The organism is Microbacterium sp. Soil_C_42 (assembly GCF_057656735.1).
This window is the reverse complement of the sequence record NZ_JBDGJU010000043.1, coordinates 1-25,411: the sequence shown is the minus strand read 5'-3', so window position 1 is coordinate 25,411 and position 25,411 is coordinate 1. Positions and strand designations below refer to the sequence as shown.

At 71.7% G+C, this 25,411-nt stretch carries 21 protein-coding genes and 1 pseudogene; 18 read left to right on the top strand and 4 right to left on the bottom strand.

Annotation, left to right across the window (positions count from 1 at the left end; all coding sequences use genetic code 11):
* Nucleotides 1-281: pseudogene (locus AC3A46_RS17355) on the top strand (cation-transporting ATPase); the annotation flags it as partial.
* Nucleotides 282-448: 167 nt separating this feature from the next.
* Here the strand turns inward: AC3A46_RS17355 and AC3A46_RS17350 are convergent.
* The gene (locus AC3A46_RS17350; protein WP_487666329.1) at nucleotides 449-1,207 is read right to left on the bottom strand and encodes a GntR family transcriptional regulator; all 759 of its coding nucleotides are present in this window, start codon (nucleotides 1,205-1,207) and stop codon (nucleotides 449-451) included.
* Nucleotides 1,208-1,382: 175 nt separating this feature from the next.
* Between AC3A46_RS17350 and iolC the strand changes: the two genes are divergently transcribed.
* The 5 genes from iolC to iolD all read left to right on the top strand — a co-directional run bounded on the left by iolC (nucleotide 1,383) and on the right by iolD (nucleotide 7,777).
* Nucleotides 1,383-2,342, top strand: a complete 960-nt coding sequence (gene iolC / locus AC3A46_RS17345; protein WP_487666328.1) for a 5-dehydro-2-deoxygluconokinase — start codon at nucleotides 1,383-1,385, stop codon at nucleotides 2,340-2,342.
* Complete coding sequence (locus AC3A46_RS17340; protein WP_487666327.1) at nucleotides 2,339-3,235, top strand: class I fructose-bisphosphate aldolase; 897 nt, start codon at nucleotides 2,339-2,341, stop codon at nucleotides 3,233-3,235. The genes iolC and AC3A46_RS17340 overlap by 4 nt, the downstream gene beginning before the upstream one ends.
* A gap of 28 nt (nucleotides 3,236-3,263) precedes the next feature.
* The gene (locus AC3A46_RS17335) at nucleotides 3,264-4,817 is read left to right on the top strand and encodes a CoA-acylating methylmalonate-semialdehyde dehydrogenase (RefSeq protein ID WP_487666326.1); all 1,554 of its coding nucleotides are present in this window, start codon (nucleotides 3,264-3,266) and stop codon (nucleotides 4,815-4,817) included.
* Between the two features lie 132 nt (nucleotides 4,818-4,949).
* Nucleotides 4,950-5,864, top strand: a complete 915-nt coding sequence (gene iolB, locus AC3A46_RS17330; protein ID WP_487666325.1) for a 5-deoxy-glucuronate isomerase — start codon at nucleotides 4,950-4,952, stop codon at nucleotides 5,862-5,864.
* Nucleotides 5,864-7,777 (top strand): 3D-(3,5/4)-trihydroxycyclohexane-1,2-dione acylhydrolase (decyclizing), encoded by a 1,914-nt coding sequence (iolD, locus tag AC3A46_RS17325; protein ID WP_487666324.1) that lies wholly within the window; start codon nucleotides 5,864-5,866, stop codon nucleotides 7,775-7,777. Before iolB ends, iolD begins: the two co-directional genes overlap by 1 nt.
* Before the next feature lie 31 nt (nucleotides 7,778-7,808).
* Here the strand turns inward: iolD and AC3A46_RS17320 are convergent, their stop codons facing one another.
* A complete protein-coding gene (locus AC3A46_RS17320; protein WP_487666323.1) occupies nucleotides 7,809-9,191 on the bottom strand; it encodes an MFS transporter in 1,383 nt (460 codons plus the stop codon).
* 247 nt (nucleotides 9,192-9,438) lie between these two features.
* On the opposite strand from AC3A46_RS17320, the gene AC3A46_RS17315 reads away from it, so the two are divergent.
* Nucleotides 9,439-10,134, top strand: a complete 696-nt coding sequence (locus AC3A46_RS17315) for a TetR/AcrR family transcriptional regulator (protein ID WP_487666322.1) — start codon at nucleotides 9,439-9,441, stop codon at nucleotides 10,132-10,134.
* 97 nt (nucleotides 10,135-10,231) lie between these two features.
* On the opposite strand, the gene AC3A46_RS17310 is transcribed toward AC3A46_RS17315, so the two are convergent.
* Entirely contained in the window at nucleotides 10,232-11,362 is a 1,131-nt protein-coding gene (locus AC3A46_RS17310; protein WP_487666321.1) for a Gfo/Idh/MocA family protein, read from the bottom strand.
* 59 nt (nucleotides 11,363-11,421) lie between these two features.
* Here AC3A46_RS17310 and AC3A46_RS17305 point away from each other — a divergent pair, with 59 nt between their 5' ends.
* From AC3A46_RS17305 to AC3A46_RS17280, 6 genes are all read left to right on the top strand, one after another.
* Nucleotides 11,422-12,048, top strand: coding sequence for a TetR/AcrR family transcriptional regulator (locus AC3A46_RS17305; protein ID WP_487666320.1), 627 nt, complete (start codon nucleotides 11,422-11,424; stop codon nucleotides 12,046-12,048).
* Between the two features lie 13 nt (nucleotides 12,049-12,061).
* The gene (locus AC3A46_RS17300; protein WP_487666319.1) at nucleotides 12,062-13,111 is read left to right on the top strand and encodes an FUSC family protein; all 1,050 of its coding nucleotides are present in this window, start codon (nucleotides 12,062-12,064) and stop codon (nucleotides 13,109-13,111) included.
* Nucleotides 13,112-13,195: 84 nt separating this feature from the next.
* On the top strand, nucleotides 13,196-15,319 hold the full coding sequence (locus tag AC3A46_RS17295) for an MMPL family transporter (protein WP_487666318.1): 2,124 nt from the start codon (nucleotides 13,196-13,198) through the stop codon (nucleotides 15,317-15,319).
* On the top strand, nucleotides 15,288-16,550 hold the full coding sequence (locus tag AC3A46_RS17290) for a sensor histidine kinase (protein ID WP_487666317.1): 1,263 nt from the start codon (nucleotides 15,288-15,290) through the stop codon (nucleotides 16,548-16,550). The genes AC3A46_RS17295 and AC3A46_RS17290 overlap by 32 nt, the downstream gene beginning before the upstream one ends.
* Nucleotides 16,547-17,170, top strand: a complete 624-nt coding sequence (locus AC3A46_RS17285) for a response regulator (protein ID WP_487666316.1) — start codon at nucleotides 16,547-16,549, stop codon at nucleotides 17,168-17,170. The genes AC3A46_RS17290 and AC3A46_RS17285 overlap by 4 nt, the downstream gene beginning before the upstream one ends.
* Before the next feature lie 275 nt (nucleotides 17,171-17,445).
* Nucleotides 17,446-19,587 (top strand): DEAD/DEAH box helicase, encoded by a 2,142-nt coding sequence (locus AC3A46_RS17280; RefSeq protein ID WP_487666315.1) that lies wholly within the window; start codon nucleotides 17,446-17,448, stop codon nucleotides 19,585-19,587.
* 8 nt (nucleotides 19,588-19,595) lie between these two features.
* Here the strand turns inward: AC3A46_RS17280 and AC3A46_RS17275 are convergent, their stop codons facing one another.
* The gene (locus AC3A46_RS17275) at nucleotides 19,596-20,192 is read right to left on the bottom strand and encodes a hypothetical protein (protein WP_487666314.1); all 597 of its coding nucleotides are present in this window, start codon (nucleotides 20,190-20,192) and stop codon (nucleotides 19,596-19,598) included.
* Nucleotides 20,193-20,384: 192 nt separating this feature from the next.
* Between AC3A46_RS17275 and AC3A46_RS17270 the strand changes: the two genes are divergently transcribed.
* The 5 genes from AC3A46_RS17270 to AC3A46_RS17250 form a co-directional block, all read left to right on the top strand.
* Nucleotides 20,385-21,245 (top strand): sulfurtransferase, encoded by an 861-nt coding sequence (locus tag AC3A46_RS17270; protein ID WP_487666313.1) that lies wholly within the window; start codon nucleotides 20,385-20,387, stop codon nucleotides 21,243-21,245.
* Entirely contained in the window at nucleotides 21,242-21,859 is a 618-nt protein-coding gene (gene msuE, locus AC3A46_RS17265) for an FMN reductase (protein WP_487666312.1), read from the top strand. The genes AC3A46_RS17270 and msuE overlap by 4 nt, the downstream gene beginning before the upstream one ends.
* Before the next feature lie 159 nt (nucleotides 21,860-22,018).
* Entirely contained in the window at nucleotides 22,019-23,023 is a 1,005-nt protein-coding gene (locus AC3A46_RS17260) for a pyridoxal-phosphate dependent enzyme (RefSeq protein WP_487666311.1), read from the top strand.
* A complete protein-coding gene (locus tag AC3A46_RS17255) occupies nucleotides 23,020-24,180 on the top strand; it encodes a cystathionine gamma-synthase (RefSeq protein WP_487666310.1) in 1,161 nt (386 codons plus the stop codon). The genes AC3A46_RS17260 and AC3A46_RS17255 overlap by 4 nt, the downstream gene beginning before the upstream one ends.
* Nucleotides 24,181-24,205: 25 nt before the next feature.
* A partial coding sequence (locus AC3A46_RS17250; protein ID WP_487666309.1) for an oxidoreductase occupies nucleotides 24,206-25,411 on the top strand: 1,206 nt, incomplete at its 3' end.

Below are 25,411 nucleotides of genomic sequence, written 5' to 3'. Positions count from 1 at the left end.
CCCGGGGCGCCGCGCTCGTCGGCGCAGGCGGCCTTTTGGGTGCCGTCGCGGGCGGCGCCGTGGTCAGCGCCGTCGCCGCGCCGCTGCTCGCGCAGGCCGTCGCGACCGGGATCGACTTCGATGCGATCGCCGGCGGGATCGACCTCGACGCGATCGCGGGCGGCGTCGATCTCGGCGGTGCGGGCGAGTTCGTCTCGGGCGTCGGCGAGACGGCCTCCGGCTTCGGCGAGCAGCTGTCGAACTTCGAGATCCCCGGGCTTCGCGACATCTTCGGCGGCTGATCCGCGGCCGCGGTGCGGCGCTCGTGGGCACCGCGGGTCTGCGGCTCCGGATCGGCACCGCCAAGGGCAAGGCGCTCGGCAAGTGGTCGCCGGCGTTCAAGGGCGACCGCGCGCTGCGCTGACGACGGGGGGATGGATGCCGCGGCCCGCGGCATCCATCCCGCTCGTCACTTGGCGACGAGGGTCGTCTGGAAGCTGTACATGTCCGGGCGGTAGCAGTGGTGGCCGAACTCGACGGCGCGGCCGGATGCGTCGAACGCGACGCGCTCCATCGTGAGGACCGGACCGCCCTTGTCGATGTCGAGCAGCCCGGGCTCGTCGCCGTGGGCGCGACGGGCGCCGATCTTCTGGTTGGCGACGCGGATGGTGACACCCCGCGCGCGCATGATCTCGTAGAGACCCTTCTGCTGCAGCTGCTCGGTGGTGATGTCGGAGAACTCGATCGGGAGATAGTTCGTGAGCACGGCGACCGGCACTCCGTCGGTCGAGCGCTGCCGGCGCAGGAAGACGATGTCGGAGCCGACCGGAACGCGCAGAGCCTCGGCGGTGTCGGGATCAGCCGGCCGGGTGTCGTGCTCGAGCACGAGCGTGCCCGGTTCGTGCTGCGAGCTCTTGAGATCCTCGTAGAGGCTGGTGAGCTCGACCTGGCGGGTCACCTGCCCCTGGACGACCTGCGTGCCGATGCCGCGGCGCCGCACGAGGAGTCCTTTGTCGACGAGCTCCTCCATCGCGCGGCGGATCGTGGGCCGTGAGAGGCCTGCCCGCTGGCCGATGGCGATCTCGTTCTCGAGCCGTGCGCCGGCGGGGATCTCGCCGGATCGGATCGCCCGCTCGATGGCGGTGGACACCTGGTAGTACAGCGGCACGGGGCCGGTGCGGTCCAGGCCTGAGAGCAGATCGTCGATCTTGACCACGTCGTCCGCCATCACTCACTCCAAGTCCCGACAGCATATTGTCCCGACAATGATACATCGGTCGCACTTTGTCATTCGACGACGCGCGCGGCGCGCGTCCTGTGCGACATCGCAGCTTGTGCTATTGTCAGGACAATAATTCGGCGACGTGCTGTCCCAGGACGCACAGAGAGTTGTACAGCGGAGTATGACCGAGAACACTTCTCCTTTCGACGTGCTGGCCTTCGGGCGGCTCGGCGTGGACATCTACCCGCTCCAGTCCGGAGTCGGGCTCGAAGAGGTGCAGACGTTCGGCAAGTTCCTCGGTGGCAGCGCTGCGAACGTCAGCGTGGCCGCCGCGCGGCACGGCCGCCGCGTCGCGCTCATCGCCGGCGTCGGCGACGACCCGTTCGGCCGCTACCTCCTCGCGGAACTGGAGCGCCTGGGCGTCGACAACCGCTATGTGGGCGTGAACCCGACGCTGAAGACTCCGGTGACGTTCTGCGAGATCTTCCCGCCCGACGACTTCCCGCTGTACTTCTACCGCGAGCCGAAGGCGCCCGATCTCGATGTCGCGCCCGGCGACATCGACCTGGGGGCCGTCCGCTCGGCGCACATCTTCTGGTTCACAGCGACCGGTCTCAGCCAGGAGCCCAGCCGGGCGGCGCATCACGCCGCGCTGCAGGCGCGCACGGCCGGCCACACCGTGTTCGACCTCGACTACCGGCCCATGTTCTGGGCGGATCCGGCCGAGGCGGGGGTCCAGATGGCACGAGCGCTCGAGCACGCGACGGTGGCCGTCGGCAACCGCGAGGAGTGCGAGGTCGCCGTGGGTGAGACCGATCCGGAGCGCGCCGCAGACGCCCTGCTGGAGCGTGGCGTCGAGCTCGCGATCGTGAAGCAAGGGCCGAAGGGCGTGCTCGCCAAGACCCGCGACGAGGCGGTCGTCGTGCCCCCGTACTGGGTCGACGTGGTGAACGGACTGGGCGCGGGCGACGCCTTCGGCGGCGCCCTGTGCCACGGGCTCCTCGCGGGGTGGGACCTCGAACGCATCCTCCGCTTCGCGAACATCGCCGGTGCGATCGTCGCGTCGCGCCTGGAGTGCTCGACCGCGATGCCCACCGAAGCCGAGGTCTCCGTCATCCTCGAGACGGGAGTCTCCCGATGACGCAGTTCCTCACCGCGGAGGACTTCGCACGCCTCCGCGACATCCGCGCCACACAGCCGGCCATCATCGGCGCGGCACTCGCGGACCGCCGCCGGCGCGAGGTGCTCCGGGGCGACGGGCGCCTCTTCATCGTCGCCGCCGACCACCCCGCCCGCGGCGCTCTCGGGGTCGGGTCGAACCCGATGGCGATGGCCGACCGGTACGAGCTCCTCGACCGCCTGGCGACGGCGCTCAGCCGCCCCGGGGTGGACGGAGTGCTCGGATCGCCCGACATCATCGACGACCTCGCGGGGCTCGGCCTGCTCGATGACAAGATCATCGTCGGGTCCATGAATCGCGGCGGTCTTCGCGGCGCGTCCTTCGAGATGGACGACCGCATGACCGCTTACGACGTGCCCACCATGGTCGCGTCCGGCATCGATTTCGCCAAGACCCTCGTCCGCGTCGACCTCGACGACCCCGGCACCGTCACGACTCTGACCGCGATCACCGATGCGGTCACCCAGGCCTCCGCCGCAGGCCTGCCGATCATGCTCGAGCCGTTCCTCAGCAATCGCGTCGACGGCCGCATCGTCAACGACCTGTCGACGGATGCGGTCATCCTGTCGATCGCGATCGCCTCCGGTCTCGGCGCCTCGAGCGCCTATACCTGGATGAAGCTGCCCGTGGTCGACGACATGGAACGGGTGATGGCCGCCACCACGATGCCGACCCTCCTGCTCGGCGGCGACGCCGGCGTCGATCCCGACGAGACCTTCGCCTCCTGGGAGGAGGCGCTGTCGCTCCCCGGGGTGCGCGGGCTCACCGTGGGTCGCACCCTCCTGTACCCGCCCGACGACGACGTCGCCGCCGCCGTGGACATCGCGGCCGGACTCGTCCACACCCACCTCTGAACCTCACCCCCGAGAAGGAACAACCCCGATGAGCATCATTGAGACCACCACCGTGCAGACAGGTGTCGACGCCGACGTCCGGGTGATTTCGCATTGGATCGATGGGGCGGAGCGTGCGTCGAGCTCGGGTCGCACCGCCCCGGTGTACAACCCGGCGACCGGTGTCGTGAGCGCACATGTGGCGTTGGCGGATCAGGCCGAGATCGACGCGGCGATCGGGTCGGCCGAGCGCGGCTTCCAGGTGTGGAGCCAGTTCTCGATCGCGAAGCGTCAGAGCGTGCTGTTCGCGTTCCGGGAGATCCTGAACGCCCGCAAGCGCGAGCTCGCCGAGATCATCACCGCCGAGCACGGCAAGGTCGTCTCGGACGCGATGGGCGAGATCCTGCGGGGTCAGGAGGTCGTGGAGCTGGCCACCGGGTTCCCGCATCTGATCAAGGGCGCGTTCAGTGAGAACGCCTCCACCGGGATCGACGTCTATTCACTCAAGCAGCCGCTCGGGGTGGTCGGCATCATCTCGCCCTTCAATTTCCCGGCGATGGTGCCGATGTGGTTCTTCCCGATCGCGATCGCCGCCGGCAACGCCGTGATCCTGAAGCCGTCGGAGAAGGACCCGTCCGCGGCGCTGTGGCTCGCCGAACTGTGGAAGGAAGCCGGGCTGCCGGACGGCGTCTTCACGGTGCTGCAGGGCGACAAGCTCGCCGTGGACGGCCTCCTCACCTCCCCGGTGGTGCAGTCGATCAGCTTCGTCGGGTCCACCCCGATCGCGCAGTACATCTACGAGACCGCCAGCAGGCACGGCAAGCGGGTGCAGGCCCTCGGCGGTGCGAAGAACCACATGCTGGTGCTGCCCGACGCGGACCTGGACCTCGTCGCCGACCAGGCCGTGAACGCCGGCTACGGCGCCGCCGGCGAGCGTTGCATGGCCATCAGCGTGGTCCTCGCGGTGGAGCCGGTCGCCGACGACCTCATCGCGAAGATCTCCGACCGCATCGCGAAGTTGAAGATCGGCAACGGGGCCGGCCAGGACGGCATCGAGCCCGACATGGGACCGCTGATCACCGACATCCACCGTGACAAGGTCTCGAGCTATGTCGACATCGCCGAGGCCGACGGCGCGACCATCGTCGTCGACGGTCGCGGATTCACCGTCGAAGGGCACGAGGACGGGTTCTTCTTCGGGCCCACGCTGATCGACGACATCCCCACCACCAGCAAGGCCTACCAGGAGGAGATCTTCGGACCCGTCCTCTCCATCGTCCGGGTGCAGTCGTACGACGAGGGACTGGAGCTGATCAACTCCGGCGAGTTCGGCAACGGCACCGCGATCTTCACCAACGACGGCGGAGCTGCCCGCCGGTTCCAGAACGAGGTGCAGGTCGGCATGATCGGCATCAACGTGCCCATCCCCGTCCCCGTCGCCTACCACTCCTTCGGCGGCTGGAAGAAGTCCCTCTTCGGCGACGCGAAAGCCTACGGCGTCCACGGCTTCGACTTCTTCACCCGCGAGAAGGCCATCACCAGCCGCTGGCTCGACCCCGCCACCCACGGCGGCATCAACCTCGGCTTCCCCCAGAACAACTGACCCTCTGGTCGCTGACCCTGTCGAAGCGCCCCTTCGACAGGCTCAGGGGCCGGGACCAGACTCGCGGCCGCGAATCCGGGGGGACTCGCGGCCGCGGCATCCGTCACCGACAATCGACCTACGAGAGCACTCATGAGCACTTCGGACCAGCGCTGGTTCCACCGCCGGGGCGACCTCGCCCGTGACGGGTGGGAGAGCGTCGTCGACGAGAACACCCCCGGGTGGGCCCACACCGGCATCCGGGTCGCCGAACTGAACGCGAACGACTCGCTCGCGCTCGCGCCGGCGGGCGTCGAGCGGATCGTTGTCCCTCTCTCCGGGTCGTTCACCGTCGCCCGCTTCGAGGGTGCCGACACCACGACGACGCGACTCAAAGGCCGCGCGTCGGTGTTCGACGGGCCGACCGACGTGCTCTACCTCTCGTCCGCCGCGACGGCGGTGCTCACCGGCGTCGGGCGGGTGGCGATCGCGACGTCGCCGACCGAGGTGGTGAAACCGAGCGTGCACATCCCGGCATCCGGCACGCCTGTCGAGCTGCGCGGCGCGGGCCGCTCGAGCCGGCAGGTGCACAACTTCGGCACGCCCCAGGCGCTCGACGCCGCCCGCCTCATCGTCTGCGAGGTCATCACGCCGGCGGAGAACTGGTCGTCGTACCCGCCGCACAAGCACGACGAGCACGTGCCCGGTCACGAGTCGCGTCTCGAGGAGATCTACTACTTCGAGACCGCGCCGGTGGCCGGATCGGATGCTGCGGCCGAGACCTCGTTCGGCATGTTCAGCACGTACTCGTCCCCTGCGGGCGAGATCGACATCAACGCGATGGTGCGCACCGGCGACATCGCGCTCGTGCCTTACGGGTATCACGGCCCCGCCGTCGCCGCTCCGGGGTACGACCTCTACTACCTCAACGTCATGGCCGGCCCCGATCCCGAGCGGGAGTGGCTGATCAGCGACGATCCCGCGCACGCGTGGGTGCGCGACACCTGGACCGGGCAGGCCTTCGACGAACGACTGCCGTACACGAACGACAAGGAAGGCGACCGCTGATGGGCGCGACGAGACGGATGACGGTCAGCCAGGCGCTCGTGGAGTTCCTGGCCCACCAGTGGACCGTGGACGGCGACATCCGCGAGCGGACGATCCCCGGCATGTTCGGCATCTTCGGCCACGGCAACGTGGCCGGCATCGGCCAGGCGCTCAAGCAGTACAACGTCGAGAGCGCCGACCTGATGCCGTACTACCAGGCCCGCAACGAGCAGGCGATGGTGCATCAGGCCGTCGGCTACGCGCGCATGCACCGCCGTCGCGGTACCTACGCGTCGGCCGCATCGGTGGGTCCGGGTGCGGCCAACATGCTCACCGCCGCCGCCCTCGCGACCACGAACCGGCTGCCGGCGCTGCTGCTGCCGAGCGACACCTTCGCGACGCGCGTCGCCGACCCGGTGCTGCAGCAGCTCGAGCAGCCGTGGGACACCGGCATCCAGGTCACCGATGCGTTCCGTCCGCTGTCGAAGTTCTTCGACCGGGTGCAGCGGCCCGAGCAGCTGTACTCGATCGCCCTGGCCGCGATGCGCGTGCTCACCGACCCCGCCGAGACCGGCGCAGTGACGATCGCCCTCCCCGAGGACGTGCAGGCCGAGGCGCTCGACGTGCCGGTCGAGTTCCTGCAGGACCGCGAGTGGCACATCCGCCGCCCGCTGCCCGAGCGTGGCCCGCTCGCACGGGCCGTCGCGGCGATCCGGAATGCGAGGAACCCGTTCATCGTGGCCGGCGGCGGCGTCATCTACTCCGGCGCCGAGGACCAGCTCCGCGGGCTCGTCGAGGCGACCGGCATCCCCGTCGGCACATCGCAGGCCGGCGGCGGCGTCTTGACCTGGGACCACCCGCAGTACCTCGGCGGCGTCGGTGCGACCGGCACTCTCGCCGCCAACCGCCTCGCGGCCGAGGCCGACGTCATCATCGGCATCGGCACGCGCTACAGCGACTTCACCACGGCCTCGCGTACGGCGTTCCAGAACCCCGACGTGCTGTTCGTCAACGTCAACATCGCGTCGTTCGACGCTTACAAGCACGGCTCGCAGCTGCCCGTGATCGCCGACGCCCGCGAGACGCTGCGCGAGCTCGCCCTCGAGCTCGAGGGCTTCGAGATCAGCCGCGCGTACAGCGAGCGCATCGCACACGAGAAGGCGGAATGGGATGCTGCGGTCGACGCAGCGTTCGTGCCCTCCGGTCTCGCGCTGCCCGGCCAGCCCGAGATCATCGGCGCCGTGCAGTCCACCAGCGCGCCCGAAGACGTCATCGTGCAGGCCGCCGGTTCGCTCCCCGGGGACCTCCACAAGCTGTGGCGCGTGCGCGATCCGCTCGGCTACCACGTCGAGTACGCCTTCTCGTGCATGGGGTACGAGATCGCCGGCGGCCTCGGGGCCAAGCGCGGCCTTCTCGCGGACGGCGACGACCGCGACGTCATCGTCATGGTCGGCGACGGCTCGTACCTGATGCTCAACACCGAGCTCGTCACCGCGGTCGCCGAGGGCATCAAGATCATCGTCGTGCTCATCCAGAACCACGGCTTTGCGTCGATCGGCCACCTGTCCGAGACGATCGGCTCGGAGCGCTTCGGTACCTGGTACCGCGAGTACGACGGTGAGGCCCGCAACTTCCAGGGTGAGAAGATCCTCCCCGTCGACCTCGCCATGAACGCCCGCAGCTATGGTCTCGACGTCATCGAGATCGAACCGGGCACCTCGGCCATCGACGACCTCAAGGCGGCCGTCGCGCAGGCGAAGGCATCCGATCGGTCCACGTTCATCCACATCAACAGCGACCCGCTCATCTACGGGCCCGACGGCGCCGGCTGGTGGGACGTCCCGGTGCCTGAAGTGTCGACGCTCGGCAGCACGCAGCGCGCGCGCGACGAGTACGTCGCCCAGCGGGTGAACCAGAAGCCGCTCCTCGGCTGAGCGTGCCGAAGCCCGACGGGAGCCGCGACCATCACTTCGATCCGCCGGGTGACACCGTGACCGCCGATCGGCGTCCGCCTACGAGGGAGACCGCTGCTGCGACGCCCAGGATGCTCGCGCCGGCGGCCACCCAGAACACGATCGAGTAGGGGACCGCCCCCGAGCCTGCGGCGAGAAGCGCTGCCACCACCGGCGCGGCGGCGGCCGAGCCGATGGTGCGCACCACGCTGTTGAGGCCGGTCGCAGCGCCGGTCTCCGCAGCCGGCGACCAGATCATGACGAGCTGGGCGCAGATCGCGTAGCCGATCCCGTTCCCCAGGCCGAGGACGGTGAAGCTCGCGATGACGGCCCACGGCGTCGTGGGCCAGAGCGCGAGGCCGATGGCGCCCACGGCCATGACCGCAGCCCCCACGATCGCCGTGCCTGCGGCGCCGCAGCGCGCGACCAGCGCGGGAGTGAGTCGGCCGCCCAGGAACACCGTGACGGCGCTCGGCAGCATGGCGAGGGCGGACGCGGTCACGCTCATCCCATGTCCGTACCCCGTGCTCGACGGTGCCTGCATGAGCAGGGGCAAGGCGATGTAGCACACGTAGGGGACGAAGCCGACGGTGATCGTCAGCAGGCTGATGAGCGCGAGCGGGCCATGACGGAAGGTGCGCACGTCGACGACGGGGGCGGTGGTGCGCAACTCGACGATCACCAGTCCGGCCAGCAGGAGGACGCCCGCGGCGCCCATGGCCAGTGTCAGGGGCGAGGTCCACCCCCACGCTCCACCCTGGGAGACGGCCAGCAGCACCCCGACGAGACCGCCCGCGAGGAGGATGATCCCCGGCCAATCCGTCCGGCGCGTCACGGACGGCGCTGCGGAGCGTGGCACCCAGGCCGAGACCATCGCCGCGGAGAGCAGGATCAGCGCCGCGCCGATGGCGAACAGCCAGCGCCACGACAGCAGGTCGACGACGATCCCGCCGACGACCAGCGCGACGCCCGCGCCCAGCCCGATCATCCCCGGGATCCAGCCGAAGGCCGCCGCGAGTCGCCGTCCGCTCAGCAGCCGCCGTGCGAGCGCAAGCGAGAGCGGGAAGGTGGCGGTGCTGATGCCCTGCACGACGCGCGCGACGAGCAGCACCTCGAGGTTCGGGGCGATCGCGGCCGCCATCGTCGCGCCGGCGAAGACGAACACGACCACCAGCAGCACGCGGCGGTGCCCGAACCGGTCGCCCAGGTTGCCGACGACGGGCGCGAGGACCGCCCCGGCGAGCAGGAACGCGGTGAGGATCCAGCCCGTGCCCTGTCCCGTCGCGCCGAGATCGCGTCCGAGCGTCGGCAGCGCCGGTACGACGAGCGTCTGCATCAGCGAGAACGCGAAGACGGCAGCGCTGAGGGCGAACAGGAACCGGCCCGGACGGCGCACGGCGGACGCCTCGACGGCGGATCGCCCTCTGTCCGAACGGACATCGGATCCGGCCGGGGCGGTGCGGTCGATGGTGAGGGGGGCGTCGGGACCGGCGGTGGGCGTGGCGGGGCGCACGGGCGTACTCGCTCTCGATGAGGGGATCGACACGGCACAACGCTGAGCATGCGGCAGCAGCGAGTGTCTATCGGAACGGAATTTCCGTTCCGATAGACACTAACAGACGCGGCGCCGTTACAGTGAAGCGATGCTCCCGTCCGATTCCGACCGTCCACTGCCGGGGAGGCAGCGCGAGGCCCGCGTGAACGACGCCGCCGTGCTCGCCGCGGCTCGCGAGGTCTTCTCGATGAGCGGCTCCGGTGCGTCGATGGCGGATGTCGCACGCCAGGCGGGTGTCGGCGTCGGCTCCATCTATCGCCGGTACCCGACGAAGGAGGCGCTCGTCGCAGCGCTCCACGTGCACGCGGTGCGGGAAGCGGCGGAGCGCGTCGCAGAGGTCGTGGGCGAGATCGACGCGCGCGCGCCCCAGGGGGACCCCCGTCATGGTGGCGACGCGGACGGCACGGATGCCGGGGCGGTGGCAACGTTCCTGTCCTGGCAGATCCGCCGCGCCGCCGGACCGCTTCTGCGTCCGCCGGGCATCGCCGGGCCGATGCCGGCCGAACTCGCCGCCGCATCGGACGAGCTGAGCGCCGGTCTGGATCGCCTGGTCGAGCAAGACCGCGCTGAGGGGCTGGTTCCCGAGGGCTTCACCGCCGCCGACGTGATGCAGCTCCTCCAGCACCTGCGACCCTCGCTGCCCTATCCCCGGGAGCGGGCGGACGCGCTCCACCTCCGCTATCTCTCCCTCGTGATGCGCGGGCTGCGCGACCAGGCAGCGGCGGGAGTCCCGCTCGCCGACGGGCCCCGGTGGGACGAGTGGGTCGGCGCTTGGCACGACTGACCTGATGCCGCGAAGGATGTCGCGGCCGCGGCATCCTTCACCCCCCATGCACGAGAACCCCTGCCGCGGCAGGGGGTCTCGGATGAAGCGGGGCGCGTCAGAGAGTGGCGGCCAGCGGGTCGAAGTCCGCGGGGAGCGAGCCGACCTCGCCGAGGGTGCTCTCGACGTCGACGTAGGTGCGCGACGCCGCGGCCTCCTCGATCGAGAGCAGGGTGTCGAGCACGTGGTAGCCGAACTCGCCGGTGGCGATGTGCGGGCGGCCGTCGCGGATCGAGCGGGCCATGTCGAGCAGGCCCAGACCGCGGCCGGTGAGCACACCCTCCTGCGGCACCTGGATGATCTCCTGCTCGCTCGCCGATGCGTCGGCGAGGGGTCGCGTGATCGTGATCGGCCCGCCGAAGTAGTTGGGGTCGGGGATCACCATGGTGCCCTCAGTGCCGTTGATCTCGAAGACGCCGTGGCGCTTGAGCGGCGAGTCGGTGCTGTACAGGCTCTGCGCCTGGCCGCCCTGCTCGAAGTCCATCAGCACCGACAGTGTCGACGGGATCTCGACGGGGAACTCCTGACCGGCGAGCTCGCCGACCTGCACCCTGCGGGTGGGAGAGCCCTGCAGGCCGAGGGCCGCGACCGACGCGACGGGGCCGAACACGTGCACGAGCGCCGACACGTAGTACGGACCCATGTCGAGGAGCGGTCCACCGCCCTTGGCGTACAGGAACGCGGGGTTCGGGTGGAAGATCTCGGGGCCCTGCCACTGGAACGACGTCGACGCGAACAGCGGACGGCCGATGTCACCGCGCGCGATCGCACGCTTGGCCGTCTGCACACCCGGGCCGAGCACGGTGTCGGGCGCGACGCCGACGCGCAGGCCCGCAGCATCCGCCGCCGTGAGAAGCCGACGGGACTCCTCGCGGTCGATGCCGATCGGCTTCTCGGTCCAGACGTGCTTGCCGGCCGCGATGATCGCCAGCGAGACCTCGACGTGCACAGCCGGGATCGTGAGGTTGACGACGATGTCGACATCGGGGTCGTTCAGCACGAGGTCGATGCCGCCCGCGTGGGGCACGCCGTACTTCTCGGCCTGCGCCTTCGCGCGGTCCTCGATGAGGTCGCCGATCGCGATGACGCGCACGTCGGGGAAGCTCGACAGGTGCGTCAGGTACTGGTCGCTGATGTTGCCGGCGCCGATGATGCCGACGCCGACGGCTCCGGAGGAAGACGTGGTCATCGGCACACGGTACCACGAAAACCTCCATGTGGAGGTTTTTCTCCGATAGCATGGTCCGCATGGCCGAAGCGGAGCACCAGCCGACCCCGCGTGGGTCGTACGCGAAGGGCGTCGCGCGTCGCCAGGAGATCCTCGACCGTGCGATCGAGGTGTTCGCCAAGCGCGGTTCCGACCGCACCAGCCTGCGCGCCATCGCCGAGGAGGTCGGTGTCACGCACGCCGCGCTCAAGCACTACTTCGGGTCGCTCGAGGAGCTCCTGATCGCGGTCTACCGTCAGTCGGAGTCCCGCGGCGACGATTGGGAGCCTGTTCCTCCGGATGTGACGCCCACCGAGCTGCTTCGCCGCTGGAGCGACGCCAACCACGAGGTGCAGGGGCTCGTTCAGCTCTACTCTTCGCTCGTCGCATCGGCTCTCGAAGAAGGGCACCCCGCCGCGCGGGAGTTCGCCACCGAGCGATTCGTGCGCGTGCGCACCGAGATCGCCGAGCGGGTGCGCCACAACCAGCGGGCGGGTCGCATCCGGGCCGACGTCGACCCGCTGGCCACCGCCGCGCTCGTGATCGCGGCATCCGACGGCCTGCAGACCCAGTGGCTGCTCGACCCCGACGCCCCGCAGGACGCCGCCCTCGCGCTCCTCGACCAGCTGCTCTCGGAGCCGGCCCCGGCCGAGCGGCCGACGGCCTGAGCCGGGAGGACGGATGCCGCAGCACAGCGCCGGCCGCCGGTTCGCGGCCGACCTGGGCCACGCGGTCTCGAGTCTGTTCCGCCTCGCGCCGGCGCCGGCGCCGCGGTGGGCGATCGGCCTGCGCGCGGCGATCGCCATGGCCGTGCCGATCGCGGTGATGACGCTGCTCGGGCGTGCCGATCTCGGTTTCCAGGCGGCGACGGGCGCGTTCGTCGCGCTGTACGGGACGCACCTTCCGGTCCGTGAGCGGGTGCGTGTCGTGCCCTTCGTCGCGGGCGGCCTGGTCGTGGCCGCCGCGTTCGGCGCCCTCGCGGGCCCGTCGTCCGTGTGGACGCTGATCGGGCTCGCGGTCGTCGCGCTCGCCGCGGCCGTCGCGATGTTCGGCTTCGCCGTCGGCCCGCCCGGCCCGCTGTTCGTCGTGCTCGTCTACGGTCTGTCGGCGCACATCGTGGCGTCGGGAGCGGATGCCGCCACCTACGTCGCCGTGGTCGCCTGCGGCATCCTGTTCGCCTCGGTCGTGTCACTGGCTCCGCTGGTGCTGGCCAGCCGCCGCCGCCTCGCCGCGCGACCGCTGCGCGAGGTGCTGCCCGGGCCGGCCTGGCCGCCGGGGGAGCGGATGCTCGTGATCCGCGTGGCCCTCGTGACGGTGGCCGGGATCGCGGTGGGACTGTTCGTCGACCCCGAGCGCGCCTACTGGATCGTGGGCGCCGCCATCGCGGTCGTCGGCGTCGCCGCCGACCGGCGGGCCGCCTTCAGCCGTGGGCTGCACCGCATGATCGGCACGATCCTCGGCGCCGGCGTGTACCTGTTGCTGGCGCCGCTGCCGATTCCGGCGCTGTGGCTCGCGCTGCTCCTGGGCGTGCTGCAGTTCACGATCGAGCTGTTCGTGGTGCGCAACTACGCCCTGGCCCTCGTCTTCATCACGCCGCTCGTCCTCCTGCTCACGGGAGCGGCGACAGGCGCCGTCGACACCGTGGCGGTCGCGACCGAGCGCGTGATCGACACCCTGGCGGGGGCCGCGCTGGGCGCGGCGAGCGGCGTGCTGCACGCGCGCGACGACTGACGCGACGGCATCCATCGATCGGTTGATCCTCGGGTCGGCGGCCCGCTCGATGCGCGGCGCGCCCCGCGGGGATGGACTGATGGGGTGCATGGCTTCTTCGACTCGCTCGCTCATCGGCTGACCACTCGGCGTGGCGCCTGGATCTCACTGGCGCTGGGGATCGTCGCCTTCGCCGCGCTTCTCGGAGTGCTCGGACGCGCGGATCTCGACGCGGGGGGCGATGCCGTCATCCCGCAGTCCGAGGCCGGGCAGGTCGCAGCGCTCGCCGATGAGTTCCCGGGATCCGCGGATCAGTCGCTGCTGGTGGTGGCCAGTCGGGCGGACGGCGGAGACCTGACGACCGCACAGCTCGATGCGCTCGCATCGCTCATACCTGAGCTCGAGGGTGCGACGGGCGCAACGGCGACCGGCCCCCAGTTGAGCGAGGACAGCCGGGCGGCGGTCATCGCCGCGACGCTCCCGGTCACGGACGACACGGATGCGGCGGAGCAGGCGGTCCACGATGTGCGCACCGTGACCTCGGAGAATCCGATCCCGGGGGTCGACGTGGTGGTCACAGGAGGCGCCGCCTTCGGGGCGGACATCGCGGCCGCCTTCGACGGTGCGGACGTCACCCTCCTCCTGGTCACGATCGGGATCGTCGCCCTGCTGCTGATCGCGACGTACCGCTCGCCGGTCCTCTGGCTGGTGCCGCTCGTCGTCGTCGCGCTCGCCGATCAGCTCGCGACCAAGGCCACCGCCGCGCTCGGGACGGCTCTGGAGCTGCACTTCGACACCGGCATCGTGAGCGTGCTCGTGTTCGGCGCCGGAGCCAACTATGCGCTCCTCCTCGTCTCGAGGTACCGCGAGGAGCTTGCGCGGGACGAAGACCACCGTGCGGCGCTCGCTCGCGCGTGGCGTGCGAGCGTGCCCGCGATCGCGGCATCCAACGCCACCGTCGTGCTGTCGCTGCTCACTCTGCTGCTGGCCGTCGTGCCGGGCACGCGAGGCCTCGGCATCGCCTCTGCGGTCGGACTGCTGATCGCCCTCGCCGCGGTGCTCCTGGTGCTGCCGCCCGCGCTCGCCGTGTGCGGGCGAGGCATCTTCTGGCCCGTGATCCCTCGGCCGGGGCAGGAGCCGAGGCGCGTGGGGGCCTGGCGGGCCGTCGGCGCGCGCGTCGTGGCACGCCCGCTCCTGCCGGTCGGCGCGGGCCTCGTGCTGCTCGGGGTGCTCGCCACAGGAGTCGTCGGCGTGCAGCTGGGGCTCACGCAGTCGGAGCGGTTCCGGGTGCCGTCCGAGTCCGCGGTCGGTCTGGACGTCCTGGGCGAGCACTTCACGCCGGGCGAAGCGGAGCCGATGATCGTGATCGCGGATGCGGACGACGCGGATGCCGTCGCCGACGCGATCGACGCCGTCGCGGGGGTCGAACGGGTCACTCCGGTGGAGGAGAGCGCGGACTCCTCCCTCCACAAGCTCCTGGTGGTCGGCGATGCGGAACCCGGATCGCCGGAGAGCCTGCAGCTGGTCCGCGACGTGCGCGACGCCGCGCACGAGGCATCCGCGTCCGCTCTCGTGGGCGGGCCCGCGGGCGCCGCGCTCGATGTCCGCGAGGCGAGCATGCGCGACTTCCTGCTCATCGCGCCGCTGGTCCTCGCGACGACCCTGATCGTGCTGATGGCGCTGCTGCGCGCACTCGTGGCACCACTGGTGCTGCTGGCGGTCAACACGCTGAGCGCGGTGGCCGCGATCGGTGCGGGGGCGTGGCTCGGCCGCACGCTCTTCGGATGGACGGCGCTGGACCTGCAGGTTCCGCTGCTGGCCTTCCTCTTCCTCGTGGCGCTCGGCGTCGACTACACGATCTTCCTCGTGCATCGCGCGCGCGTCGAAGCGGGCGCCGTCGGAACCCGCCCCGGGATGGTGAACGCCATCGCGGCGACAGGCGGAGTGATCACCAGCGCCGGTCTGGTGCTTGCGGGCGTCTTCGCCGCCCTGGGCCTGCTGCCGCTGGTGACGCTGGGGCAGCTCGGGCTCATCGTGGGGGTCGGCGTGCTGGTCGATACCCTGGTCGTGCGCACCCTCGTGGTGCCCGCGCTGTTCTCGCTCGTCGGCGACCGGATGTGGTGGCCGGGCCGGATCCGCCGGCAGGCGGCCGCGGACGATCGAGAGGATCGCGACCCAGAGGAAGGGGTGGCGCCGGATGTCTCAGCCCTCCGCGAGCCCGTCGGCTGACGCCGATGGCGACCCGGCGCTGCGACCCACGCGATCCTGGCGCGCGCTGGTCGGGTCGATCAGAGTCGGCCAATCCGTCATCACCGCCGCACTGCTGATCATCGGGGCCGTTCGCGCGGCGGGAGACGGCACGCCGGTTCCCTGGGTCGTCGCCGTCTCGGTCGTGTTCGCGGGGTGGTACTTCGGCGGACTGCTGCTGAGCGAGCGCACACGCGATCGCGGAGTCGCCGCCGGCTGGCTCGTGGGCCTCGCCCTCATCTGGATCGGCGCCGTCGCGATCTCGCCCGAGTTCGTGTGGCTGGCGTTCCCGCTGTGGCTGCTCGCCGGCTTCGTGCTCCGCATGCGCTGGGCGATCCCCTTCAGCATCGGCGTCCTGGCGGTCGTCATCGCCGCACCCCTCGTGCACAGCGGAGCCACGACCTACGCGAATGTCATCGGCCCTCTCGTGGGCGGCGTCTTCGCCCTCGGCATCTCGCGCGGCTACCTCGAGCTCGTTCGCGACGGCCGCGAGCGGAGCCGGCTCATCTCGTCGCTCGTGAGCGCGCACGACGAGATGGCGCAGCTGCAGGACGAGCTCGCCCGCGCCCAGCGGGACGCGGGCGCCGTCGCGGAGCGCACGCGCCTCTCCCGCGACATCCATGACACCATCGCCCAGAGCCTCACGTCGATCGGGATGCTGGCGGCCGGTGCCGCGCCGACCGCACCGGAGCCGTCGGCGCGGACCTTCACGCAGATCGGCGATCTCGCCCGCGAGGGACTGGCCGATACCCGGCGCATCGTCGACGCCCTCATGCCGGCCGAACTCGAGGGCTCCGCCCTCGCCGACGCGCTGCGCCGGATGCTGGAACGGCTCACCGAGGAGACGGGGATCCGCACCGAGCTGCGCGTCGACGACACGGTCCCCGCCCTTCCCGTCGTCGTCGAGGTCGCGCTGCTGCGCACCGCGCAGTCCGCGCTGGCCAATACCCGCGTCCACGCGAAGGCGGATCGAGTGGTCGTCAGCCTCGTCGACGGCGGCGACAGCGTGAGGCTCGACATCGTCGACGACGGCGTCGGGTTCGATGCCGCGGGCTGGGAGCGTCTTCCCGCCGGACCGGGCGGCGGGTACGGACTGCGGGCGATGCGCGAACGGCTGCGCGAGCTCGGGGGCGGACTCGACGTCGAGAGCGCACCCGGTGCGGGTGCCGCATTGTCGGCGTCCGTCCCGATCGTGGCGGGGGTGGCACGGTGACCGGCCTTCGCGTGCTGATCGCCGACGATCACCCGATCGTGCGTGCGGGCGTGCGGGCGCTGTTCGCAGGTCACCCCGACATCGACGTCGTCGGCGAGGCAGCGACCGGCGAGGAAGCGGTCACGCTGGCCCGGCACCTCGCGCCCGATGTCGTGCTCTGCGACCTGCGGATGGGCGACGGCATGGACGGGGTGGCGGCGACCGCCGAGCTGCGCGCCCTCACTCCGGCACCCGCCGTCATCATCCTGACCACGTTCGACCGGGATGCCGAGATCCTCGGTGCGATCGAAGCCGGGGCGTCCGGGTACGTGCTGAAGGATGCCCCACCCGACGCGATCGCGCGGGCCGTGCGGGAGGCGGCAGCCGGCCGGCTGGCGCTCACTCCCGAACTGAGCGAGCGCGTGGTGCAGGTGCTGCGTGCCCCGCGCGTGCGGCTCACCGACCGGGAGCAGGAGGTTCTGCGACTGCTCGACACGGGTGCGTCGAACCCGCAGATCGCGAAAGCTCTCTTCGTCACCGAGGCGACCGTGAAGACCCACCTCGTCCACATCTTCGCCAAGCTCGGCGTCGACAGCCGCTCGCGCGCCGTCGCCGTCGCACGAGAGAGGGGCCTCCTGTGACCTCGACCGAGACGACGCTCGCACCGACCCGGCGGGAGTGGACCGCGCTGGCCGTGCTCTCGATCGGTCTCGACTGATCGTCCTGGACGGCACCATCGTCGGCGTCGCGCTTCCCGACATCGTCGCGGACCAGCGAGCACTCCCGCGAACACCCCGAGGGTGGCGGCCGAGGCCGCGCCCGCGGCGATCGCGCTCACCAGGCTCGTGCCGAGGGGGACGGCGAAGAGCACGGGGCCGGGAGGCCAGGTCGGGACGGAGGCGCGGGTGTCAGGGCCATGGGGCAGGGTGGGAGGGTGACAGCGACCACGACGACCCGCACCGAAGCCCTCGAGGTGCTGCGCACCCTCGTCGGACGCGACGGCGCCGACTTCCACGACGGGCAGTTCGAGGCGATCGAGGCGCTCGTCGACGAGCGCCGCCGTGCGCTGGTGGTGCAGCGGACCGGGTGGGGCAAGTCGGCCGTGTACTTCGTGTCGACGCTGCTGCTCCGCCGGCGCGGGGCGGGACCGACCGTGCTCGTGTCGCCCCTGCTGGCCCTCATGCGGGATCAGATCGCCGCGGCCGCGCGCGCCGGGGTGCGCGCCGTGAAGATCGACTCGACGAATGCGCACGAGTGGGGCGACGTGCTCGCACAGCTCGACCGCGACGAGGTCGACATGCTGCTCGTGTCGCCCGAACGCCTCAACAATCCTTCGTTCCGCGACGAGCAGCTGCCGCAGCTCGTCGCGCGCATCGGCCTGCTGGTCGTCGACGAGGCGCACTGCATCAGCGACTGGGGCCATGACTTCCGCCCCGACTACCGGCGCCTGCGCGACCTCATCGCGCGCATGCCTGCGGGCGTGCCGGTGCTCGCGACCACCGCGACCGCCAACAGTCGCGTGGTGGCCGACGTCGCGGAGCAGCTCGACGCCGGTATGGCGGAATCGGATGCCTCGGCGCACGGCGTTCTCACGATCCGCGGTCCGCTCGCGCGGGCGTCGCTGCGGCTCGGCGTGCTGCGGCTGCCCAACTCGCCGAGCCGGCTCGCCTGGCTCATCAGCCACCTCGGCGACCTGCCCGGATCCGGCATCATCTACACGCTCACGGTGGCGGCGGCGAACGACACGGCACGGCTGCTGCGCGAGCGGGGATACGACGTGCGCGCGTACACCGGGCAGACCGACACCGACGAGCGCGAAGAGTCCGAGGCGCTCCTGAAAGACAACCGGGTCAAGGCGCTCGTGGCGACGAGCGCGCTCGGCATGGGCTTCGACAAGCCCGACCTCGGCTTCGTCGTGCACCTGGGGGCGCCGTCGTCGCCGGTGTCGTACTACCAGCAGGTCGGCCGTGCCGGGCGGGCCACCGACTCCGCGGACGTGCTGCTGCTGCCGGGGGTCGAGGACCGCGAGATCTGGCACTACTTCGCGACGGCCTCGATGCCCGACCGCGAGCGCGCCGAGCGCGTGCTCGCCGCGCTCGGCGCGGCGACGGGGCCCATGTCGACGCCCGCCCTCGAGGCCGTCGTCGACATCCGCCGCACACCGCTCGAACTGCTGCTGAAGGTGCTCGACGTCGATGGCGCGGTCGGCCGCGTGCGCGGCGGCTGGATCGCCACCGGTGAACCCTGGACGTACGACGAGGAACGCTACCGCCGCATCGCGGCCGAGCGCGTCGCCGAGCAGCAGCACATGGTCGAGTACGAAGAGACCGCCGGCTGCCGCATGGAGTTTCTGCAGCGCTCCCTCGACGACGACTCGGCGGCGCCCTGCGGGCGCTGCGACAACTGCGCCGGCGTGTGGTTCCCGACGGCGATCGCGTCAGGAGCGACGGATGCCGCGGCCGCCGCACTCGACCGCGTCGGGGTGCCGATCGAGCCGAGGCGGCAGTGGCCGACCGGTGCCGACAGGCTCGGCGTGCCGGTCAAGGGTCGCATCGCCGCGGGCGAGCAGGCCGCGGAAGGGCGCGCGCTCGCGCGTCTCACCGACCTGGGCTGGGGCGGCACGCTGCGCGACCTGTTCGCGGCAGGGGCCGCGGACGCGCCGGTGCCGCAGAACGTGCTCGGGGCGTGCGTGCGCGTCCTCGCGGATTGGGGCTGGGAGACCCGCCCCGTCGCGGTGGTCGCGATGCCGTCGCGCACGAAGCCGCAGCTCGTCGACTCGCTCGCCCGCGGCATCGCCGAGATCGGCCGGCTGCCGTTCCTCGGCACCCTCGACCTCGTCGACGGTGGGCCGACCGGGCAGCCCGGGGGCAACAGCGCCTTCCGCGTCGCGGGAGTCTGGGGCCGGTTCTCCTCCGCCGGGCTCGACATCCCCGCAGGCCCCGTGCTCCTCGTCGACGACCGCGTCGACAGCGGCTGGACGCTCACCGTCGCCGCCCGCGAGCTCCGCCGCGCGGGCGCCACCGACGTGCTGCCGTTCGCTCTGGCCCTGCGGGGCTGAGCCCGGGCCTACGTCTCGGTAGGCGGTTTCGGCCGCGGTCGCCGCACGATGAGGTAGATCACGGCCGCCGCGACGAGCAGCACCACCAGGACGACCCAGGGCACCCAGTCGATGGGCGCGGCGGCGTTCTCACCTGCCTCGGCCGTGGGCGAAGGCGTCGCGGACGGGGTCGGTGTCGCCGTCGGGGTGGGGGTCGGAGTCGGAGTCGGGACCGGAGTCGCCGTCGGCTCGGGAGTCGGTGTCGCCGTCGGCTCGGGCACGACGGTGGGCGCCGGCACGGGCGTCGTGGGTTCGGCCGTGGGCTCCGGCGTCACGGTGGGCTCGGGGGTCGGCTCCGGGGTCGGCTCCGGCGTCGGAGCGGGGGAGCGAGTCGGCAGCACCCTCGTGGGCTCCGGCGTCGGCTCGACCGTCGGCTCCGGCGATGCCGTCCGGGTCGGCAGGCTCGTCGGCAGCCCGGTCGGCAGCGCAGTCGGAACGGGGATCCCGCCGTTGCCGCACCCGGCGAGGAGCGTGAGCCCCGCCGCGATGGCGAGTCCGGCCAGCAGCCGGGCCGCGCGCGACCGCCGCGGAGCCCGGGAATCACGTGTCGCGCGAGGGTGCGGCATCCGTTCCTCCATCGGTTCTGGCGGAATCGTACGGCTGCGCCCGGGATCAGACCCGGATTCGACGCGAGACACACCGCGCGGGCGGCCGGCGCGGCGCCGACACATGACTGCGTGTGACGCCCCGTGTCGTCGTGTCGCGGCGTGTGTCGTCACGGCGTTCCGCGCGGTCTGCGGCCGGGCGAGCATGGCCGCATGCCTTCCCCACTCATCTCGCCGACCGAGCTCGCCGACCTCATCCGCAGCGGCACCCCGCCGCGGATCCTCGACGTGCGCTGGCGGCTCGACCAGCCCGAGGGCCGGCCGGCGTACCTCGACGGGCACCTGCCCGGTGCGGTCTACGTCGACCTCGACCACGAACTGGCGCGCCGCGGCGATCCGCGCGAGGGACGCCACCCGCTGCCGCCGCGCGCGCAGCTCGAGGCCGCTGCCCGGCGCTGGGGCATCCGGGGCGGCGACACCGTCGTCGCGTACGACGACGTGCACTCGGTCGCCGCGGCGCGCGCGTGGTGGGTGCTGACGCGATCCGGGCTCGCCGACGTGCGGGTGCTCGACGGAGGCCTGCGCGGCTGGCTCGCCGAGCGGCTTCCGCTGGAGACGGGCGACGTGCTGCCGCGACCGCCGGGGGACGTCGTGCTCGACGAGATCACCGAGGGCGTCGCCGACATCGACGGCGTGGAGGAATGGCCCGACCACGGCCTGCTCCTCGACGTGCGCGCGCCCGAGCGGTACCGCGGCGACGCCGAGCCGCTCGATCCTGTCGGCGGGCACATCCCGGGCGCGGTGAACCTTCCGACGACGGTGCACCTGACCGCGGGAAAATTCCGCTCGCCTGACGAGATCCGTGCCGAGTTCGCGGCCGCAGGCGTCGTCGACGGCGTCTCAGTCGCGGCGTACTGCGGCTCCGGCATCGCAGCGACGCACACGGCCCTCGCCGGCGCGCTCGCCGGCATCGACGTCGTGGTCTACCCGGGCTCGTGGAGCCAGTGGTCGCGTTCGCGCGGCAGGCTCGCGGCCGTCGGCCCCGCGCCGTCGCTGGACGTGGTGCCGGTATGACCGAGGTGCTGCGGGAAGCGCCCGCCATCCCGACCATCGCCGACCGCCCGCTGCGGGTGGTGGGGGTGTCGGGCTCGCTCCATGAGCCGAGCCGCACCACCGCGCTCGTGCGGACGATCCTCGCTTCGGTCGCGCAGCGCATCCCGGCGCAGACGGAGCTCGTCGAGGTCGCCGCGCTGGGCGCGGGCTTCGCCGGCGCGCTGAAGCGCGAGGACGTCGCCCCCGAGGTCGAGACCGCGCTGCAGGCGATCGAATCCGCCGACCTGCTCGTCGTGGCGAGCCCCGTGTACCGGGCCTCCTTCACGGGGCTGTTCAAGCACCTGTTCGACTTCGTCGGGCAGTACGACCTCGTCGGGACGCCGGTGCTGCTGGCCGCCACGGGAGGCGGCGAGCGGCACGCGCTCATCATCGAGCATCAGCTGCGGCCGCTGTTCGGCTTCTTCCAGGCGCTGACTCTGCCGATCGGCGTCTACGCGTCGAACAGCGACTTCGTGGACTACGAGCTGACGTCGCCCGAGGTGGCGCGCCGGGTCGTGCAGGCCGTCGACCGTTCCCTGCCGCTCGTCGAGCAGGCCGCGCTCGTGCGTCGATCGGAGTACGTCGCGACCTGGTGATCCGCTTCTTCTCGACGTGATGCCGCCCAGCGCATAGACTGGCGCCCGTGTTGACCCGTCGGTGTTGTCGCCCCTGCTGTTGAAGCTCCCGCTTCACGCAGACCTCAGCGACCCCGACAACCTTCCGCGCACCCGCGCGGCAACACTCCAGGACACAACGTGCGTTACGCCCAGAGCGTGGCCGACCTCGTCGGCGACACCCCCCTCGTCCAGCTGACCCGTGTCACCGACGGCATCGCCGCGACGGTGCTCGCGAAGGTCGAGTACTTCAACCCCGGCGGCTCCGCCAAGGACCGCATCGCCCGCCGCATCATCGACGCCGCCGAGCGTGACGGCGTGCTCCGGCCCGGCGGCACGATCGTCGAGCCGACGAGCGGCAACACCGGCGTCGGCCTCGCGCTGGTCGCCGTGCAGCGCGGCTATCGGATGATCTTCGTCGTGCCCGACAAGTTCGCCGGCGCCAAGGTCGACGTGCTCAGGGCCTACGGCGCCGAGGTCGTCGTGACCGAGACCAGCGTGCCGCCGGAGGACCCGCGCTCGTACTACAGCGTCGCCGACCGTCTCGTGCGGGAGATCCCCGGGGCGTTCATGCCGAACCAGTTCGCGAACCCGAACGGGCCTCTCAGCCATTACGAGACCACCGGCCCGGAGATCTGGCGCGACACCGACGGCCGCGTCACCCATTTCGTCGCGAGCATCGGCACCGGCGGCACCATCACCGGCACCGGCCGCTTCCTCCACGAGGCGTCGAACGGGGCGGTGCGGGTCGTGGGCGCCGACCCCGAGGGATCGATCTACTCCGGCGGTCCGCTGCACGGCTACCTCGTCGAGGGCGTCGGCGAGGACTTCTGGCCCGAGAGCTACGACCCGACGGTCCCCGACGAGATCCACCGCATCCCCGACGCCGAGTCCTTCGCGATGACGCGCCGGCTCGCCCGCGAGGAAGGCCTCCTCGTCGGCGGATCGAGCGGTATGGCGGTCGTCGCCGCCCTGCGCACCGCCCGGGATCTCCCCGCCGACGCCGTCGTGGTCGTGCTGCTGCCCGATCACGGCCGCGGGTACCTCAACCGGTTCTACGACGACGGCTGGATGCGCGACCACGGCTTCGACGTCGGCGCGGGCCCCGCAGCATCCGTCACCCCCACCGAAGGAGCACCCGAATGACCGAGTCCACGAACGACCGCGGCTTCGAGACCCGGGCGGTGCACGCCGGGCAGGCCTTCGACCCGACGACGGGCGCGGTGATCCCCCCGGTGCACTTCTCGACGACGTACGCGCAGGACGGCATCGGCGGCCTCCGCGAGGGGTACGAGTACGGACGCAGCGGCAACCCGACGCGCACGGCCCTCGAGACCCAGCTCGCGGCCCTCGAGGGCGGTGCGCACGCGCTGTCGTTCGCCTCGGGCCTCGCCGCCGAGGACGCGCTGCTGCGCGCCGCGCTGAAGCCCGGCGACGAGGTGCTGCTCGGCAGTGATGTGTACGGCGGCACCTACCGCCTCATCGCGCGCGTGCTGGGCGGGTGGGGCATCGGGGTCCGGGTCGTCGACATGAGCGACCTCGACGCCGTGCGGGCGGCGCTCGAGGAGCGGCCTGCCCGCATCGTGTGGGTCGAGACCCCCAGCAACCCGCTGCTGCGCATCACCGACATCGCGGGGCTCGCGAAGCTCGGGCACGACGCCGGTGCGCTCGTCGTCGTCGACAACACGTTCGCGTCGCCGGCGCTGCAGCAGCCGCTCGCGCTCGGCGCCGACGTCGTCGTGCACTCGACGACCAAGTACCTCGGCGGGCACTCCGACGTCGTCGGCGGCGCCCTCGTGCTGGGCGACGACGCGCTGTACGGCGAGGTGAAGTTCCTGCAGTTCGCGGTCGGCGCGGTCTCGGGCCCGCTCGATGCCTGGCTCACGACTCGCGGGATCAAGACGCTGGCCCTGCGCATGCAGCGGCACAGCGAGAATGCGCAGGAGATCGCCGAGTTCCTCTCGGGGCACGGCGCGGTCGCGCGCGTCTACTACCCCGGTCTCGCCTCGCACCCGGGGCACGAGCTCGCCGCGCGGCAGATGACCCGGTTCGGCGGCATCGTCTCGGTGGCGCTGGCGGATGCCGCGGCCGCACGCCGCTTCGCCGAGTCGACCCGCCTCTTCCAGCTGGCCGAGTCGCTGGGCGGCGTCGAGTCGCTCATGAACTACCCCGACGAGATGACGCACGCCTCGGTGCGCGGCACCGAGCTGGCCGTTCCGCGGGAGGTCGTTCGCCTGTCGGTCGGCATCGAGTCGGCGCCGGATCTCCTCGCCGACCTCGACCAGGCCCTCTCGGCGCTCTGACGAGGGCGGTCGTAGGCTCGGGGGCATGACCGCGAGCCCCGGCATCCGTTCGTCCGTCCTCGCGCAGCCGTTGCAGATCGGCAGCGTCACGGTGCCGAACCGCATCATGCAGACGGCGCACTCGAAGCAGTACTCCGACCGCGTCGAGTCGGACCGCGAGAGCGCGTACTACGTGCGCCGCGCGCTGGGCGGGTGTGGGCTGTTCGTCGCCGGCAACCACTTCGTGCACCCGACCGGGTCGATCCGGGGCTTCGAGGACGCGTACCGTCCCGAGGTGGTCGCGGCATCGAAGGGCATGACGGATGCTGTGCACGAAGCCGGTGCCAAGATCTTCGTGCAGCTGAACCACCATGGGGCGCAGGCGCAGCCCGACGGGCCGGACGGCCCGCGCACCGTGTATGCGCCGTCGCGGCTGATCTCGCCGTCGACAGGGCACGCGACCCGCGCGATGGACCGCGCCGACATCGCCTCGTTCGTCCAGGGCTGGGCGCTGTCGGCCGAGTACGCGCGCGACGGCGGGTTCGACGGCGTCGAGATCCACATGGCGCACGGCTACCTGCTGCACCAGTTCCTCTCGCCGCTCTACAACGCCCGTGAGGACGAATACGGCGGCGACCTCGAGGGGCGGACCCGATTCCCGCGCGAGGTGCTGCGGGCCGTGCGCGCGCGGGTCGGCGACGACTTCACCGTGGGCATCCGCATCGTCGCGAACGAGTTCCACCCAAACGGGATCGACGGCACCGGCATGCGCGAGGTCATCGCGCGCCTGCGGCAGGAGGCCCGCATCGACTTCCTCGACCTCGCCGCAGGCGGGTACCACAACGTGCATTACGTCTTCCCGTCGTCGCCGATGCCGTACGCGTGGCTGCGCGACGACGTCGCCGCGGTCAAAGCCGCGAACCCCGACGTGCCGGTGTTCGGGGTCGGTGCGGCCCGCTCGGTCGAAGAGGCCGAAGACGTCGTCGCCTCCGGCATCGCCGACATGGTTGCGCTCACCCGCGCGCAGATCGCCGACCCCGATCTCGCCCGCAAGCTCCTCGGACTCGCACCCGCCGACACGGGGGAGCGCGGCATCCGCCATTGCATCCGTCTGAATCAGGGATGCCTCGGCCGCGGCAGCCGCGGACTCGCGATGTCGTGCACCGTCAACCCGCTCGCCGGCCGCGAGCTCGAGCGCGGCGACCGGCCGCGCACGGCGTCGCCCCAGCGGTGGGTCGTCGTGGGCGGCGGG

Excerpts from the sequence above, each read along its gene's own strand:
- AC3A46_RS17350 (WP_487666329.1), bottom strand. The coding sequence starts at position 1,207 with ATGGCGGACGACGTGGTCAAGATCGACGATCTGCTCTCAGGCCTGGAC.
- iolC (WP_487666328.1), top strand. The coding sequence starts at position 1,383 with ATGACCGAGAACACTTCTCCTTTCGACGTGCTGGCCTTCGGGCGGCTC.
- AC3A46_RS17340 (WP_487666327.1), top strand. The coding sequence starts at position 2,339 with ATGACGCAGTTCCTCACCGCGGAGGACTTCGCACGCCTCCGCGACATC.
- AC3A46_RS17335 (WP_487666326.1), top strand. The coding sequence starts at position 3,264 with ATGAGCATCATTGAGACCACCACCGTGCAGACAGGTGTCGACGCCGAC.
- iolB (WP_487666325.1), top strand. The coding sequence starts at position 4,950 with ATGAGCACTTCGGACCAGCGCTGGTTCCACCGCCGGGGCGACCTCGCC.
- iolD (WP_487666324.1), top strand. The coding sequence starts at position 5,864 with ATGGGCGCGACGAGACGGATGACGGTCAGCCAGGCGCTCGTGGAGTTC.
- AC3A46_RS17315 (WP_487666322.1), top strand. The coding sequence starts at position 9,439 with ATGCTCCCGTCCGATTCCGACCGTCCACTGCCGGGGAGGCAGCGCGAG.
- AC3A46_RS17310 (WP_487666321.1), bottom strand. The coding sequence starts at position 11,362 with ATGACCACGTCTTCCTCCGGAGCCGTCGGCGTCGGCATCATCGGCGCC.
- AC3A46_RS17305 (WP_487666320.1), top strand. The coding sequence starts at position 11,422 with ATGGCCGAAGCGGAGCACCAGCCGACCCCGCGTGGGTCGTACGCGAAG.
- AC3A46_RS17300 (WP_487666319.1), top strand. The coding sequence starts at position 12,062 with ATGCCGCAGCACAGCGCCGGCCGCCGGTTCGCGGCCGACCTGGGCCAC.
- AC3A46_RS17290 (WP_487666317.1), top strand. The coding sequence starts at position 15,288 with ATGTCTCAGCCCTCCGCGAGCCCGTCGGCTGACGCCGATGGCGACCCG.
- AC3A46_RS17280 (WP_487666315.1), top strand. The coding sequence starts at position 17,446 with ATGGGGCAGGGTGGGAGGGTGACAGCGACCACGACGACCCGCACCGAA.
- AC3A46_RS17275 (WP_487666314.1), bottom strand. The coding sequence starts at position 20,192 with ATGCCGCACCCTCGCGCGACACGTGATTCCCGGGCTCCGCGGCGGTCG.
- AC3A46_RS17270 (WP_487666313.1), top strand. The coding sequence starts at position 20,385 with ATGCCTTCCCCACTCATCTCGCCGACCGAGCTCGCCGACCTCATCCGC.
- msuE (WP_487666312.1), top strand. The coding sequence starts at position 21,242 with ATGACCGAGGTGCTGCGGGAAGCGCCCGCCATCCCGACCATCGCCGAC.
- AC3A46_RS17255 (WP_487666310.1), top strand. The coding sequence starts at position 23,020 with ATGACCGAGTCCACGAACGACCGCGGCTTCGAGACCCGGGCGGTGCAC.